This is a genomic window from Thermoanaerobacter brockii subsp. finnii Ako-1, from assembly GCF_000175295.2.
In the GTDB taxonomy this organism is placed as follows: Bacteria; Bacillota; Thermoanaerobacteria; order Thermoanaerobacterales; family Thermoanaerobacteraceae; genus Thermoanaerobacter; species Thermoanaerobacter pseudethanolicus.
Genome location: NC_014964.1, coordinates 1,605,428 through 1,619,934, shown reverse-complemented (window position 1 = coordinate 1,619,934; position 14,507 = coordinate 1,605,428). Strand labels below are relative to the sequence as shown.

The 14,507-nt window shown below is 34.3% G+C and carries 15 protein-coding genes; 13 read left to right on the top strand and 2 right to left on the bottom strand.

Annotation, left to right across the window (positions count from 1 at the left end):
- Positions 1-130: 130 nt before the first annotated feature.
- From THEBR_RS08085 to THEBR_RS08060, 6 genes are all read left to right on the top strand, one after another.
- Positions 131-523 carry a MerR family transcriptional regulator gene (locus THEBR_RS08085; protein WP_012269499.1) on the top strand — a complete coding sequence of 131 codons (393 nt, stop codon included), beginning with the start codon at positions 131-133 and terminating at the stop codon, positions 521-523.
- Positions 524-1,127: 604 nt separating this feature from the next.
- A complete protein-coding gene (locus tag THEBR_RS08080) occupies positions 1,128-1,616 on the top strand; it encodes a COG2426 family protein (protein ID WP_012269498.1) in 489 nt (162 codons plus the stop codon).
- Between the two features lie 419 nt (positions 1,617-2,035).
- The gene (locus THEBR_RS08075) at positions 2,036-4,042 is read left to right on the top strand and encodes a sodium-translocating pyrophosphatase (RefSeq protein WP_012269497.1); all 2,007 of its coding nucleotides are present in this window, start codon (positions 2,036-2,038) and stop codon (positions 4,040-4,042) included.
- 143 nt (positions 4,043-4,185) lie between these two features.
- Positions 4,186-4,626, top strand: coding sequence for a SoxR reducing system RseC family protein (locus tag THEBR_RS08070; protein ID WP_012269496.1), 441 nt, complete (start codon positions 4,186-4,188; stop codon positions 4,624-4,626).
- A gap of 297 nt (positions 4,627-4,923) precedes the next feature.
- The gene (locus THEBR_RS08065; RefSeq protein WP_012269495.1) at positions 4,924-6,288 is read left to right on the top strand and encodes an RtcB family protein; all 1,365 of its coding nucleotides are present in this window, start codon (positions 4,924-4,926) and stop codon (positions 6,286-6,288) included.
- Positions 6,289-6,527: 239 nt separating this feature from the next.
- Entirely contained in the window at positions 6,528-7,124 is a 597-nt protein-coding gene (locus THEBR_RS08060) for a DUF1998 domain-containing protein (RefSeq protein WP_012269494.1), read from the top strand.
- Positions 7,125-7,248: 124 nt separating this feature from the next.
- Here the strand turns inward: THEBR_RS08060 and THEBR_RS12645 are convergent, their stop codons facing one another.
- Together THEBR_RS12645 and THEBR_RS12640 are read right to left on the bottom strand one after the other, a co-directional pair.
- Positions 7,249-7,353: a hypothetical protein gene (locus THEBR_RS12645; protein ID WP_275452384.1), complete on the bottom strand. Its 105-nt coding sequence runs from the start codon at positions 7,351-7,353 to the stop codon at positions 7,249-7,251.
- A 95-nt stretch (positions 7,354-7,448) separates the two neighbouring features.
- Positions 7,449-7,556, bottom strand: coding sequence for a hypothetical protein (locus THEBR_RS12640; RefSeq protein ID WP_269207971.1), 108 nt, complete (start codon positions 7,554-7,556; stop codon positions 7,449-7,451).
- 208 nt (positions 7,557-7,764) lie between these two features.
- On the opposite strand from THEBR_RS12640, the gene THEBR_RS08055 reads away from it, so the two are divergent.
- The 7 genes from THEBR_RS08055 (at position 7,765) to THEBR_RS12110 (ending at position 14,489) form a co-directional block, all read left to right on the top strand.
- Positions 7,765-8,835 (top strand): Rpn family recombination-promoting nuclease/putative transposase, encoded by a 1,071-nt coding sequence (locus tag THEBR_RS08055; RefSeq protein ID WP_012269493.1) that lies wholly within the window; start codon positions 7,765-7,767, stop codon positions 8,833-8,835.
- Between the two features lie 113 nt (positions 8,836-8,948).
- A complete protein-coding gene (locus tag THEBR_RS08050; protein WP_012269492.1) occupies positions 8,949-11,360 on the top strand; it encodes an AAA family ATPase in 2,412 nt (803 codons plus the stop codon).
- An 18-nt stretch (positions 11,361-11,378) separates the two neighbouring features.
- The gene (locus THEBR_RS08045) at positions 11,379-12,677 is read left to right on the top strand and encodes a hypothetical protein (protein ID WP_003867775.1); all 1,299 of its coding nucleotides are present in this window, start codon (positions 11,379-11,381) and stop codon (positions 12,675-12,677) included.
- A 351-nt stretch (positions 12,678-13,028) separates the two neighbouring features.
- A complete protein-coding gene (locus THEBR_RS08040; RefSeq protein WP_012269491.1) occupies positions 13,029-13,280 on the top strand; it encodes a hypothetical protein in 252 nt (83 codons plus the stop codon).
- A gap of 380 nt (positions 13,281-13,660) precedes the next feature.
- Positions 13,661-13,918: a type II toxin-antitoxin system Phd/YefM family antitoxin gene (locus THEBR_RS08035; protein ID WP_003867773.1), complete on the top strand. Its 258-nt coding sequence runs from the start codon at positions 13,661-13,663 to the stop codon at positions 13,916-13,918.
- Positions 13,903-14,166 carry a Txe/YoeB family addiction module toxin gene (locus THEBR_RS08030; protein ID WP_003867772.1) on the top strand — a complete coding sequence of 88 codons (264 nt, stop codon included), beginning with the start codon at positions 13,903-13,905 and terminating at the stop codon, positions 14,164-14,166. The genes THEBR_RS08035 and THEBR_RS08030 overlap by 16 nt, the downstream gene beginning before the upstream one ends.
- A gap of 200 nt (positions 14,167-14,366) precedes the next feature.
- Positions 14,367-14,489, top strand: a complete 123-nt coding sequence (locus tag THEBR_RS12110) for a hypothetical protein (RefSeq protein WP_003867771.1) — start codon at positions 14,367-14,369, stop codon at positions 14,487-14,489.
- Positions 14,490-14,507: the final 18 nt, after the last annotated feature.

Sequence of the window (14,507 nt, the reverse complement as noted above, 5' to 3'; positions counted from 1 at the left end):
TTTAAAAATAATCACAAATTATACGCTGTTTCTTTAATATAGTAGCACGGGTAGTGCTACTATATTAAAACCCTTGATTTGGAGTTAACTCCGAGTATTAAATAATATTGAACATTGGAGGTGAAGCTACATGACGATTGCAGAAGTAAGCAAAAAATTTGGCCTTTCACCGGATACACTCCGCTACTATGAGCGTATTGGCCTGATTCCCAGGGTAAATCGCAACGAAAGCGGTATCCGGGATTATACGGAGGAAGACTGTAAGTGGATTGAATTCATTAAATGTATGCGCAGCGCAGGTGTTCAAGTTGAAACGCTGGTCGAATATGTTACGCTGCTCCAGCAAGGCGACAAAACTATAGAGGCCAGAAAACAAATCCTTATCGAGCAACGGGAGAAACTTCTTTCACGCATTGAAGAAATGGAGAGAGCGCTGGAAAGGTTAAATTTTAAAATTGAAGAATATGAGACTAAGCTTATTCCGGCAGAAAACAACTTAAAAAGACTGGCACACAACAGCTAATCTACGAAAAGATGGGCTGTTGTGTGATGAGTCCAAGGAGGCCCAAAGGTATATATACTTTGGGCCTCCTTTGTGCCTATTCCACTTGGGTTTGGGGCTTACGCGACTTTGATGTTGGCTGCTGTTCAGCTTCGTTTGTCTCGGCTTTTTTATTGAATGGCTCTTGACTACATCCGAGTAAAGTTATGGAAGTATGACGGTAGCAAAAAAGAATAATACACTCCATTTAAGCCTTTCCTTCACTGGTAAACTCTCACCTAAAATTTTTCTTCAAAAAATATAGACGCACAAATAGGCTATTTTGTTCCGTTTTTTTTACACGATGGGCACGTGGAACTTTTGTGGTGAATATATAAATAAGACTTTTGCAATGTTTGGGGGCTTCCTAATTAACTGTGGTCTAAAGTTTCTAAGATAGTATAGAGAATTTAAATTATTATTGTTCAAAATTTATCATTTATGAGATATAATAATATTAAAAAAGACTAGATAAAGATAATGATAAAAATGCAGAGCAAGCTATTTAGTAAACAATATAATATAAATATTAGTGAGTAATGTAAATTACAAAGAAATTCTAAGTAGGATGTAAAGGGGTATAATAATGGAATCATTTGTAAAAGAAATACTCAACTTTCTACCTAGAGAATTAGCAGTTCTATTTATAGCAGCATTGCCAGTAATAGAGCTTAGAGGAGCAATTCCAATAGGCATATCTTTAGGGTTATCTCCTTTTTATACTACGATTATAAGCTTGATAGGTAGTATGATACCAGCACCCTTTATATTATTTACCATTAAACCTATATTTGTTCGTCTTAAAAAAACGAGATTATTTAAAAAGTTAGTAGATAAGCTTACAGATAGATCTTTAAAGTATAATGGGGAAAAAATACAGAAATATGGCGTATGGGGGCTTGTACTGGTAGTAGCTATTCCTTTGCCTGGAACGGGAGTATGGAGTGGAAGTTTAGCTGCAGCTCTTTTAAACATGCAATTCAAGCAGGCGCTTTCAGCCATATTTATAGGAAATATTATAGCAGCTATTTTAGTTATGATATTAAGTTATGGTGTAGGAAGTTTGTTTTTCTAAGCATTAAGTAAAAGAATAACTTATAAAATTCGAAGGTTTAGCTCTTAAATACCTTGTCTTATATTGTAAAATATGTTATAACAATTATGAAAAATAGATGGCTAATATTTATCATAGAAAAATGGCAAGGGAGATATCTTTGGAACTATACTTAATTTGTAACAACAATAAGCGAAATTATAAAACATAAATAATAAAGTTATTACAATAAAATAGTAATTAGAACAATCCAAAAATCGGAAAAAACATTGCGCTTATGCTCTTCGTTTAGCTTTGTTTTTTAGAGGAATTCTCTCATTTTTGCCGAATAAACAAAAGTGAGGAATTCCTTGGAAATATATAGCAGAACCCTTTAGTTTATGAGGTTTTTGGGTACTGCGGTAATCTAAAATAATTTGTGTATTGGAGGGAAGTTTATAATGGAAAAATTAATATGGCTAGCACCTATCTCAGGCGTGGTTGCACTTTTGTTCGCTTTCATGCGCACCATGATGATTATCAAGAGTCCTGTAGGGAACGAGAAAATGCGCGAAATATCCGATGCCATACACGAAGGTGCCATGGCTTTCCTGTTGAGGGAATATAAAACTCTGGCGATATTCGTTGCCGTAATGTTCTTCGTTATAGGTACGTTCATAAATTGGCAAACGGCTGTAAGTTACATAACAGGGTCTATAGCTTCGGTTCTAGCGGGATTTATTGGGATGAGCGTTGCTACCAGAGCCAATGTAAGAACCGCTAATGCGGCACGGGAAGGAATGAATAAGGCCCTTTCCATAGCATTTTCTGGCGGTACTGTGATGGGAATGTCAGTGGTTGGCCTGGGCCTTTTAGGCCTCGGGATACTATATTTCTTGTTCGGGGACCCTTCGGATGTAAAAAGTTTTGACGTCATCAATGGTTTTGCCCTTGGAGCCAGTTCAATAGCCTTATTTGCTAGAGCTGGCGGAGGAATATATACTAAAGCAGCCGATGTTGGAGCTGACCTTGTCGGCAAGGTGGAAGCGGGTATACCTGAGGATGATCCCAGGAATCCGGCGGTAATAGCTGATAATGTAGGGGATAACGTAGGTGATGTGGCCGGTATGGGGGCTGACCTTTTTGAATCTTTCGTGGGTTCAATAATATCCGGTATAGCCATTGGCGCTGTTGCTATCAGTCCTGTAACAAATCAACCATATGGTATCAAGGGCGTCATCTTTCCAATGCTTGTGGCAGCGGCGGGAATTATCAGTTCCATAGTTGGGACTTTGTTTGTAAGGACAGGAGAGGGAGCCAATCCACAGAAAGCTCTCAGCAAGGGCAGCTTTGCCAGTGCTATTTTTGTAATATTGATCACTTTCTTTTTCAGCAGGTATTTTTTACAAGAAATTAACGCTTTTTATGCGGCTGTTTCTGGTATCGTAGTGGGGGTTTTGATAGGAATACTTACTGAATATTATACTTCTTCTAACTACAATCCTGTAAGAGAAATTGCAAAAGCGTCTCAGACTGGACCAGCTACAAACATTATAACAGGCCTGGCTGTTGGAATGAAAAGTACAGCTTTGCCGGTGTTATTTATAGCGTTAGCAATAATTATATCCTATAAATTCGCTGGCCTCTACGGTATAGCTCTCGCGGCAATTGGTATGTTGTCAACTACGGGCATGACTGTTGCAGTAGATGCCTATGGGCCTATAGCCGACAATGCTGGTGGTATTGCGGAAATGGCCGAACTTGACCCATCTGTCAGAAAAATCACCGACAAGCTGGATGCGGTCGGAAATACCACGGCAGCCATGGGCAAAGGATTTGCCATTGGTTCTGCAGCACTGACGGCTCTAGCACTGTTTTCAGCGTATACTACCGCTGCAGGTTTAAAAGAGGGTATCGACCTACTGCGGGCTGATGTTATAGTTGGTCTTTTAATAGGAGCAATGCTGCCTTTCTTGTTTTCTGCGATGACTATGGAAGCAGTGGGGAAAGCGGCATCCCAGATGATCGAAGAGGTTCGCAGGCAGTTCAGGGAAATTCCGGGCATAATGGAAGGAAAGGCCAAGCCTGATTATGCAAGGTGCGTTGATATAAGCACTAGAGCGGCTCTTAGGGAAATGATAATTCCGGGCCTTATTGCTGTTATTGCACCACTAGCCATTGGGTTTATATTTGGCAGAGAAGCTCTGGGAGGGCTTTTAGCTGGTGCATTGGTGACTGGCGTCATGTTAGCAATTCAGATGGCTAACTCAGGCGGAGCTTGGGATAATGCCAAAAAGTATATTGAGGAAGGAAATTATGGAGGCAAGGGTACACCCACCCATGCAGCGGCTGTTGTAGGAGATACTGTGGGGGACCCCTTCAAAGACACTTCTGGCCCGTCCCTGAACATCCTGATAAAACTCATGACTATCGTGGCCCTGGTTTTTGCACCGCTGTTCATGAAGTAATCTTGGAAAAGACTCCTGTGGGGTTTTTCCTCAGAGGAGTCTTTTTTATTTTAGCGCTTCTAATAACAGAGGAACTTATTTTAAACACCCATTGATTTAAAACTATTTGTGTGATATCATAAAAACTATCGGAGGGATTCTTAGTGAAAGAAAGAGCTATTGTTGTTTCAAAGAGGGGCAACCAAGCCGAAGTTGAAGTGATACGGACGTCTGCCTGTTCAAAGTGTAGGGCTTGCAGTAGCGGCTCGAATAAACAGACCTTAAAAGTTTGGGCTGAAAATGAAACGAATGCTGAAGTAGGCCAGATAGTGGAAATTGAGATGGAGTCTAGGGCGCTTCTTTCTGCTACTTTTATACTATACGTAATTCCACTGGCAGGTTTTATTTTGGGAGTGATCTTAGGGCTGAAACTTGCAGATATTTTAAATATCATGTGGAAAGAACTTTTTTCATTCCTAATAGGACTTCTTTTTATCATACTTGTTTTCGCTGGTATATACGCGAATAACAGGTTTTTTGAAAAGAGTCGTATGTTTACTGCAAGAATAGTAAATGTTTTGGACGACCAGTATCAAAAATATTGACAAGACCCCACTTTTAACATGTATAAAAGGTGGGGGTTTTTTATATTGCTAACTGTCTTGACTTTTATTAGAATACTTAAAAGTAAAGTATGATATAATGAAGTTAAAAAATTAAAAAAGAATGACAAGATAAGGAACGATCAACAGAAATTGATGTATAGATGATAGGTTTTTATTCGTGAATTTTAGGAAAATAAGAGATAGGAAGGGGTAAACTTCTATGGGGTAGAGGTTATACAGGGTTATACGGTAGTAAAAGACGGGATTAATAAATGGTGCATTCCCAAGTTTGGCAAAATGCGTGTTGATGCAGTAATTTATGTGAATGATACCTTAAAAGAGCTTTTGCATGAAGACCAGTCTTTAAGACAGATTACCAACGCTGCTACCCTTCCTGGAGTGGTGAAACCAGTTATAGGGATGCCGGATATTCACGAAGGATTTGGTCTTCCTATAGGAGGAGTTATGGCGATAGAGGAGAAAGGGGTTATTTCAGCGGGAGCCGTAGGATATGATATTAATTGTGGTGTAAGGCTCTTGAGAACTAATCTTGAAGCAGCGCATTTTAATAAAGAGCTTTTGTATAAGCTTATAGAACGGATTGAGTATTATGTTCCCACAGGCATAGGGAAAAAGGGACGGCATAAAGGTATTACGAGGTTAATTTTTGATGATGTAGTTCATAATGGGGTAGAGGCTGTCATTAAAGCAGGTTTTGGGAAAAAATCGGATTTAAACTTTATTGAAGAGGGTGGAAAGCTTTCAGGGGCAGACATTTCTGCTGTGTCAAAAGAAGCGCAAGAAAGAGGAGAAGAGCAGCTTGGCACTTTGGGTGGTGGCAATCATTTTATAGAGATTCAACAGGTTGACTCTATTTTTGATGAGAAATTGGCAGAGCGTTTTGGACTTTTCAAAGGGCAAATTGCTGCAATGATTCACACAGGAAGCCGCGGGTTTGGACATCAGATTGCGACAGATTATACTAAGATTCTATGGGAGGCAGCAAAGAAATACGGTGTTGATGTTCCTGAAAAAGGACTTGCGGCAGCTCCTATTGATTCAAAGGAAGGTAAGGCGTATTATAAAGCCATGGCAGCAGCAGTGAATTTTGCTTTTTCAAACAGACAAATAATTATGTTTGATGTTATAAAAGCATTTGAAGATGTATTAAAAAAATCTTCAGAATCTATGGGCTTTCGACTGGTATATGATGTTGCTCATAATATTGCTAAATGGGAAGAACATGGAGGAAAAAAGCTTCTTGTTCACAGAAAGGGAGCGACGAGAGCTTTACCAGCAGGGCATCCGCAAAATCCTTCTTTTTACAAAGAATCAGGACATCCTGCTCTTATTCCCGGCAGTATGGGTACGGGTTCTTACGTTGTGGTTGGCACAGAGAAAGCGGCAGAAACTTTTTATTCGGTAAATCACGGGGCAGGACGAAGGCTTTCTCGCAACAAAGCGAAAAAAATCACTAAAGAGGAATTTGAAAAGGCTATGGGAGATGTTATATACAATGTCAGGTCTTTTAAGGATATAGTTGATGAGTCGCCACTGGCCTATAAAGATGTGGAAGAAGTTATTTCTGTCCTTTCAGAAAGAGGAATTACAACACCTGTTGCACGCCTTGTACCTCTTGCGGTTGTAAAAGGTGCAGATTAAAATTTTAAGATGAGGTGAATATATGGTTAAAGGTATGAAAATTTATTTAAGGACAAACATCGTCCGATTGGGATAGTTTATAAGTTTTGTTGAGAAATGTGGTGGCAATGAAAATAAGAAAGATTGAGTGCCAATTTTTTATTTTTCATTGGGATACTCATTTATGCAAGAATTGGGAAATATTATGTTGAACTTTGTAAGAATAAGAGATAAAATTATTAATTGGGATAACTGTAGAAATGGAAGCTGGGAATTGTAAATTGGCTGTTGTAAATAATGGGAAAGGAGCTGGGTTTGCTGTTTGTGAAAGTTGTGGATACGCAAAAGTTTATGATGGAAAGCCTATAGGCGAGCATAAGACAAGAATGGGTAAAGTATGTAAAGGAACTTTTTCACGTTATTCTTTGGGATATGAATTTTCAACGGATATACTTTCCCTAAAATTTATAGGGTATAGTGATGAGAGAGAAGGATTCTGGGAATCATTGCTTTATGGATTGATAGAGGGAGCATGCAAAGCTCTGGAGATTGATAGGCAGGATGTTGATAGTACGTTATATTCTTATGCGGGGGATCCAAGAAGACCTGCTATAGTATTGTTTGATGACGTACCCGGTGGAGCAGGACAGGTTAAAAGAATTGCGGAAGAAGAAAATTTCATAAAAGTCCTTAAAAAAACGCTAGAAGTAGTTTCAAGTTGTGAATGCGGAGGTAAAGAAGGAGATGCAAGCTGCTATGGTTGTTTAAGAAATTATACTAATCAATACTGTCATGATATATTAAAGAGAAGATATGTAATGGAGTTTGTTTCTAAACTTTTGGAAGACTTGATGTAAGAGAGTTATAACGTGAAAGATGAGAATAAAATATGTGAAAAGGTCTTGAGAATTAGATAGTGTCAATAGCGGATTAAAGTTGCCCCATTTTCAGTGGTTTTAAATTGACCCACCCTGTGTTTTTTTAATTTAGGCTTACCGTTTTAACATAATAAAGACTAGTCTTTAACCTATCCTTTAAACGGTAATTGTTACTTCTTATGTTAATTATATAGGCATGGTACGGCAATCTATCCAAAAACGCAGTTGCAAGAATTGACTTTCCACCTTAATTTACCATATTCCCCAAATACTCTATTGCTTGTAAGTATTATGCTTCTTCTCTCATACTGTGCGTTTATCAGCTAAAAAAAGATTTACTCCAAGGTTGTCTAAAGGCAAATACCCTACTTCATCTACGACAAGAAGCCTTAGCCTTATGTACTTCCTCATCTTTCTATCAGAAATTTTTGATACTTATCCAACGCAGGCAAAGGCTTTAGGTTTTCTCTCTTCACTCTCGTTAATGCAGTGAAAATTTTTTAATACCCATTGCTAGTTTTTTGAGAAATAAAATGGTAAAATGAGGGTAGAGTGAAAAATTATTATTCAAAACTTATGATTTATGAGATATAATGATATTAAGAAGGAGCAAAATGTCATGGATGATAAAAATGTAAAGGAAGCTATTCACAATCAGCATGACAAAGGGTATAAATTTTTGTTATCCAGTAAGCGAGTGTTTATAGAGTTATTAAGAAGTTTTGTAAAGCAGGAATGGGTAAATGATATAGACGAGGCAAATGTAGTTAAAGTAGATAAGTCATTTGTATTACAAGACTTTGCAGATAAAGAAGCAGACTTAGTCTACAGAGTAAAATTAAAGGAAAAAGAAGTTATATTTTATATATTGATGGAATTACAATCTACAGTTGACTATCAAATGCCTTACAGATTACTTTTATATATGGTAGAGATATGGAGAAGCATATTAAAAGACATACCAAAAAAAGAATCAAGAAGGAAAGATTTTAAATTACCAGTTATAGTACCGATAGTATTGTACAACGGAGTCCGTAAGTGGACAGCAAAAACAAGCTACAAAGAAACACTAAATTCCTATGAAACCTTTGGAGAATATGCAGTAGATTTCAAATATATACTAATAGATGTAAATAGGTATACAAAAGAAGAATTATTAAAGTTAGAAAACTTAATAGCTTCTGTATTTTTATTAGAACAAAAAGTAGAATTTGAAGAAATAATGAAAAGGCTTAAGGAATTATCAGAGATATTAAATAACTTGGATAAAGATGAAATATTATTATTTAAAGCATGGTTTAAAAAGATATTACTAGCTAGATTGCCGGAAGAAGAGCGAGAAAATATAGAGAGGATAATAGATGAAAACAAGGAGGTGGAAGAGATGATATCAAATCTTGAAAAGACCATATTGCAAGAGATGAAAGAGCGTGAGAAAAGGGGTATTAAAAAAGGGATAAAAAAAGGGATAAAAAAAGGAATAGAAAAAGGAATAGAAAAAGGAATAGAAAAAGGCATGGAGAAGGGAATAGGAGTAACTGTTATTAAGTTATTAGAGAAGAAATTTGGGAATGTTCCTGAAGAATATGTAAAGAAAATAGATGGTGCAAACAGGGAAACGTTGATGGATATTGTTGACAATATATTTGATATAGATAAGATAGAGGATTTAGATAAGTTTTTGAAATAAGGGCACTATGAAAGGTAGTGTCTTTATTTTTTATGGAAATATAAAGGATTTTCAATAAATTTATAGAATAGATAATATAACATACATTAATGTAGTTTTAGGGGGATCTTAGGATGAAGATTGAAGATTTAAAAGGAAAATTTTTTATGGACAATTATATGGACATTGCTATTGAGGAATATTTAAAGTTCAAAGAAACTGTGGATTACGATGAAAAGTATAAAAGAGAAGTTTTAAGCGAAATAAATGATTATTTAAAAGACAAGCGTATTGCTGGGGAGAATGTTATAGAAATAATTAAGTATTTTCAAAGTAAAAATCCACAAAAGGGTGGTTTTGTTCATTGGTCGAATTTAGATGATTTATATAAATATGCAGAAGAAAAACCTTCAGAAGTAGCTGAATTGTTTAACTATCTATATGATGATTCGGCAGATTTAGAAGATAGAATACGAAGATTTGTGAATACTGGGGAAAGATATAATACTACTATTAAATTTGATACTTCTCTTTTTGGATATTTATTAGCAGGTTTTAGTTTAGAGAAGTATCCCTTGTATAGGGATCAGGCATTTAGAGAGTTTTTAAATTCTTTTGGAATTAATGAGTCTTTAACTGAAGATGTAGCAGATAAGTATTCTACCTATTATGAAGTTTGTAATATTTTGCTCGATTATTTTAAAGAGAAAAATTATATAAAAAATCCAGATATGTTGGATGCACAGGATTTCATTTATTGTCTTACCAACTACAAGGAACTGTATGTAAAAGTAAGTGTAAAGTATCTCTATGAACATGCAAAGGTATTGTATTCTTTTAGTAAGGATATAAATGCTTTTTTGGAATATTTAAAGGAATTAGATAGAGAATATTTACAAGTTTTATATGAAAGATACAAAGGTGATGAAAAAGTCAATGAAATTAGATTTAGAGTGTGTGAGATGATTTTAAATGGTGATTATGTGGATGAGAAAAATTTGGAGAGCATAAAGAATGAAGTTGCAAATAAACATGAAAAAGATATTTTAAAATCATGGAATGATTTTAAGATTTTGTTTCCATTATATTATGAAAAGTATAAGGAAAAAGTGAATATAGAAATTAGAAAAATTTACAATAGTATTAAATCGATATTTCCTAATTTTAAATTTAAAGAAAATAAATATATTAGTGATTTTTATGGACCACAGAATTTTGGAGGGAGTAGATGTTGGTTTGCAATATATCCCGAAAAGAAAAAAACACATAAAGAAGCTGCTCAGTTATTTTTTACAATTGGGGGAGATGAAACGGAAAAGTATTCTAATATTTCGTATGGTTTATATATAGGTGATGATATTAATAAAATTCTTGAAGAGAAAGGCACCAAAGAACACGATGATATAGAAACCATTGATAACCCTAATGATTTTACATATAAGAAAATGGTGAAGAAGTTTATTGAAGTTTTTGATAGGTTTAAAAAGATAAATGGTATAAATAGAGAGGACATTATTAAGGTGTCTCATGGGGAAAAGGATAAAAGCGGCGAGGAGGAGAAAGATGGCTTTCTTCATGAAATTGATTTTGAAAGAGAAATTAAAATAAATAATTTATTTTTTGAGGATGCAGAGGTTTTATCAAAGCAAATATCTACTGCTTTAAAATCAGGTAAACACATAATATTGGTAGGTCCTCCTGGAACAGGCAAGTCCAAACTAGCTAAAGAAATATGTAAAAGTTACGGAGTAGAATACGAAATGGTGACTGCCATGTCCGATTGGTCTACTTATGATACTATTGGTGGTTATAAACCTGATAGGGATGGAACTTTGTATTTTGATGAAGGCGTATTTTTACGGCTTTTTAAAAATAAGAAAAATAACAATTCCAATATCAAGTGGCTAATTATAGATGAAATAAACAGAGCTGATATTGACAAAGCTTTTGGTGTATTATTTTCTGCCTTAACAGGGGACAGGGTGACACTGAGTTTTAAGTCAAAATCTGGAGAGAATATAGTCATACGTCCGGAGGAAGATGATGAAGAAGAGGTAGAGATACAAGAACATGGGTATGTAATTCCTAAAGATTTTCGCATTATTGGGACTATGAACACTTACGACAAAACTTCTTTATATGAAATGAGCTATGCCTTTATGAGGCGATTTGCTTTTATTCCTGTTGGTGTGCCAAAAAACATTGATAAGGACCTTGTTGCGAAATATCTTAATATATGGGGGATAGAGGATAAAAGCATCAATAATGTGGATTTAAAAGAGGGACTGGCGGAGGTTTGGAATATTATTAACAAATACAGAAGAGTTGGACCTGCTATTATTGAAGACATTGCCAGATATGTTAGCGTTGAAGGGGATTACACTTCTGCTGTTATACTTTATGTCCTGCCGCAGTTCGAAGGCGTTATGGAAAATGATATTAAAAAATTTGCAGAGGAATTGTATAAAAGCAGTATAGGAGATTTTTCTAGACAAAAGGATAGATTGGATGGATTCATAAAAGACTTTTTTGGAATAAAAATGTGATTTTTAGGGGATTTGACTATGAAGACAAGTAAAGAAGTGCTTTTAGAATCTATCAAAGAGGATTTATTGGTATATTTAAAGTCTGGCAAATTATCTCCGCTACCTTTTTTGAATGAGTTAAATTTAAACATAAATAAGGTGGAAGATTTGTTGAAAATACATTTTTTATTAATGGATGAGGTTAAGGATTATATATTAAATCTTCCAATGATGATTAGGGAATTGAAGGTTTCAACTAATCTTACAAAGGAGATAAGTTATAATAAAATTAGAGGCAGCATAGATTGGAAAGAGACTATAAGACAGAGATTGAATACAAATTATAAAGATAAAACTCTTTTTTCTTATAATGAAAGGAATAAGCTTTATAATACCAAAGAAAATGTAGTCTTAAAAAAGTTTATAGAAGTTTTGTATGACATCGTTATAGGCCTTAATATGGATAGATTTACAGGTTATGATTGGTACGTAGAGGGAGAAAAAATAAATAAAATTGTAAAAGAGATATATGAAAAAAATGTTTATATGAGCAGGATAAATATTGAAGGTATAAATGTCACGGATAGGATGATTGAAGATGTTGCAAAAAACAGGAGTAAACTCTATAGTGATGCAGCTAAGCTTTTAAGAAAGTACAGACAAATTATAAATTTTATTGATTATGAAGAGATTAAAAAACTTTTTGAGAAAACTTTTATAGAAATTGCTGATGAAAATACTTTGTTTGAATTATATTGGGTTGTAAGAATTTTAAGAGATAACGCTTGTAATGAAAAAATGTATATCGTTGATGGCACGAATAATAAAATAGCGAGTTGGGAAGACGGAAATTTACTATACAATATTTATCACAACAGTACTGGTTCTGATAATCTAATATTTAAGATAGGATTTGAGGAAGTAGAAAATATTGAAAATGAATATTTTAGAAGGATGATGGCAGTAGTTAAAAAGACTCACGAGATAGCAGATAAACTTTTTGAAGATAAAGGTACTTTGGGCAATATCTTTTGGAGCGGCAGGCCGGATATAATAATAGAAATTATTGATAAAAACACAGGAAGAATAGTAAAAGTTATTTTAGGAGAAGTAAAGTATACAACAGATAGAGAATATATGATACAGGGTTTAAAGGAGCTTTTGGAGTATGTTTATTATATAAAGGAAAAGTCAATAAAAGGCATGTACGTTTTTGACAATCCACAAAGTGGCATAGAAGTGGAGGGTATTTTGTTTGTAGATAATATTGATTTTAAGCCGTTGCACAATGAGATTGTAAAGGTGTATGGGACGGATACTAAAGAGATTTTGCTATAACTTATCAGTAAGATTTGTAGGCTATTAAGTTACAACAGGTAAAACTTCAAATGGTAAAATGTATGTTAGAATTGTCGGTGCAAAAGAAGATGCCCAAAAAAAGGGCCGTGGTGATTAAGCTTGTTTATTTGCTTTTTGCGGTTTGCGTCCTGCAAAGAATTCTATTACAGCAAGAATTAGAACGATAACTCCCCAAACAGTCATGTCATGTTTAATAGAGAAAAAAGAGACAAATTTATCGAAATATATTGGAATTTTATTTATATTTATGTTGTTTTTTGGAGAATAAAATGGTAAAATTATAAATATAATAGTAAAATTGTTTTATTTTTTAGAAAAGAGGAGGGAAAAATGGAAAAGAAAACGATATTGCCAAGTGATAAAATTGAAGAGGAAATAAGAGAAAAAGTAGAAATTTGGGAGACAATACCAGCCAGAGAAGCTGAAGATTATTATTACAAAGTGATATTCCCATTGGTAATAGAAAAGTTTCAGTTAGATAATAATACTAATTTTCATGGAAGATATGAAAACCTGATTTTGTCATTAGGTTTTTCTTTTGAACCTCTCGTATTAACTATACATACTATATACAGTTTTTAGCCTACCTATAAGGGATTGAAACAATTAAAACGAAAAGGTTTTATCCATATGGTACCTTTTTTGGTAACAGATTTATATTAGAGCTTGAAGGAAGAGTTAATGGTGGTAGGCTTTGCAACAGTTTTTATTAATCTTAATTTTGCAAGTTTCCAAAAAATACGATAAAATTACAGTAAATTACCCGATTTGCAAAGCATGTGTGATGTTCTTCGTTATAAAAATAAGCTTGAAAAAGAAGTATTTAACAACGCAATTCAGCGTTATGTTAAAGAACAAGAGAAAAGTAATTTACATAAAGGATTTTCAATAACAAGTCATCTAATTTTTTACTGACATACATAAAAACGTACGTTATAATTAATTTAAAAGGAGTGATTTTTATGAAAACAATACCGGTAACAACGGTAAGACAAAATATATACAAAATTTTAGAACAAATAATGGTAAGTAATGAACCTATACAGATAACTTCTAAAAAAGGAAATGCAGTCTTAATTTCCGAAGAAGATTGGAATGCTATTCAAGAAACGCTATATTTGTTGTCAGTACCAAATTTAAGAGAAAGCATCATAGAGTCAGATAAAATTCCCTTGGAAGAGTGGAAGGATGAAAAGGACTTAGGATGGGATATAAATTAAAATTTTCTAAATACGCTCTAAAAGATGCAAAAAAATTAGAAGCGTGTGGACTTGACAAAAAAGCAAAAGAAATTTTAAAAATATTAAAAGAAAATCCGCATCAAAATCCTCCTCCATACGAAAAATTAAAAGGTGATCTCCAAGGGAAACTTTCAAGAAGAATAAATATTCAGCACAGAATAATTTATGAAATTTTAGAGGATGAACACATTATAAAGATGTATAGGATGTGGACACATTACGAATAGGAATGAATGCTGAGGAATTGGTAAGAAATGAATAATGCTATAAAATAGAGAATTTAGATAATTTCTACGGCAGGCTGGATATAATAATAGAAATTATTGATAAAAACACAGGAAGAATAGTAAAAGTTTTTTAAAAATTTTGTTTTACGGCTCAAACTTGTTAAAATAGAGTTAAATAAAAGAGAATGAGGGGAGAGAAAATGGGGGCTCTTGTCCTTCTTGTAGGGCTTCCAGGTGCAGGCAAGTCAACTTTTGCGGCAGAGCTCAAGAAAAAGCGGTACATGCAACAGAATATAACTTTGGTATCCAGTGCGTTAAAATAAGTCAGAACTTGTTGAAAT

Coding starts and splice junctions, on each gene's coding strand:
- THEBR_RS08085 (WP_012269499.1), top strand. CDS start 131: ATGACGATTGCAGAAGTAAGCAAAAAATTTGGCCTTTCACCGGATACA.
- THEBR_RS08080 (WP_012269498.1), top strand. CDS start 1,128: ATGGAATCATTTGTAAAAGAAATACTCAACTTTCTACCTAGAGAATTA.
- THEBR_RS08075 (WP_012269497.1), top strand. CDS start 2,036: ATGGAAAAATTAATATGGCTAGCACCTATCTCAGGCGTGGTTGCACTT.
- THEBR_RS08065 (WP_012269495.1), top strand. CDS start 4,924: ATGCGTGTTGATGCAGTAATTTATGTGAATGATACCTTAAAAGAGCTT.
- THEBR_RS08060 (WP_012269494.1), top strand. CDS start 6,528: ATGGAAGCTGGGAATTGTAAATTGGCTGTTGTAAATAATGGGAAAGGA.
- THEBR_RS12640 (WP_269207971.1), bottom strand. CDS start 7,556: ATGAGGAAGTACATAAGGCTAAGGCTTCTTGTCGTAGATGAAGTAGGG.
- THEBR_RS08055 (WP_012269493.1), top strand. CDS start 7,765: ATGGATGATAAAAATGTAAAGGAAGCTATTCACAATCAGCATGACAAA.
- THEBR_RS08050 (WP_012269492.1), top strand. CDS start 8,949: ATGAAGATTGAAGATTTAAAAGGAAAATTTTTTATGGACAATTATATG.
- THEBR_RS08045 (WP_003867775.1), top strand. CDS start 11,379: ATGAAGACAAGTAAAGAAGTGCTTTTAGAATCTATCAAAGAGGATTTA.
- THEBR_RS08040 (WP_012269491.1), top strand. CDS start 13,029: ATGGAAAAGAAAACGATATTGCCAAGTGATAAAATTGAAGAGGAAATA.
- THEBR_RS08035 (WP_003867773.1), top strand. CDS start 13,661: ATGAAAACAATACCGGTAACAACGGTAAGACAAAATATATACAAAATT.
- THEBR_RS08030 (WP_003867772.1), top strand. CDS start 13,903: ATGGGATATAAATTAAAATTTTCTAAATACGCTCTAAAAGATGCAAAA.
- THEBR_RS12110 (WP_003867771.1), top strand. CDS start 14,367: ATGGGGGCTCTTGTCCTTCTTGTAGGGCTTCCAGGTGCAGGCAAGTCA.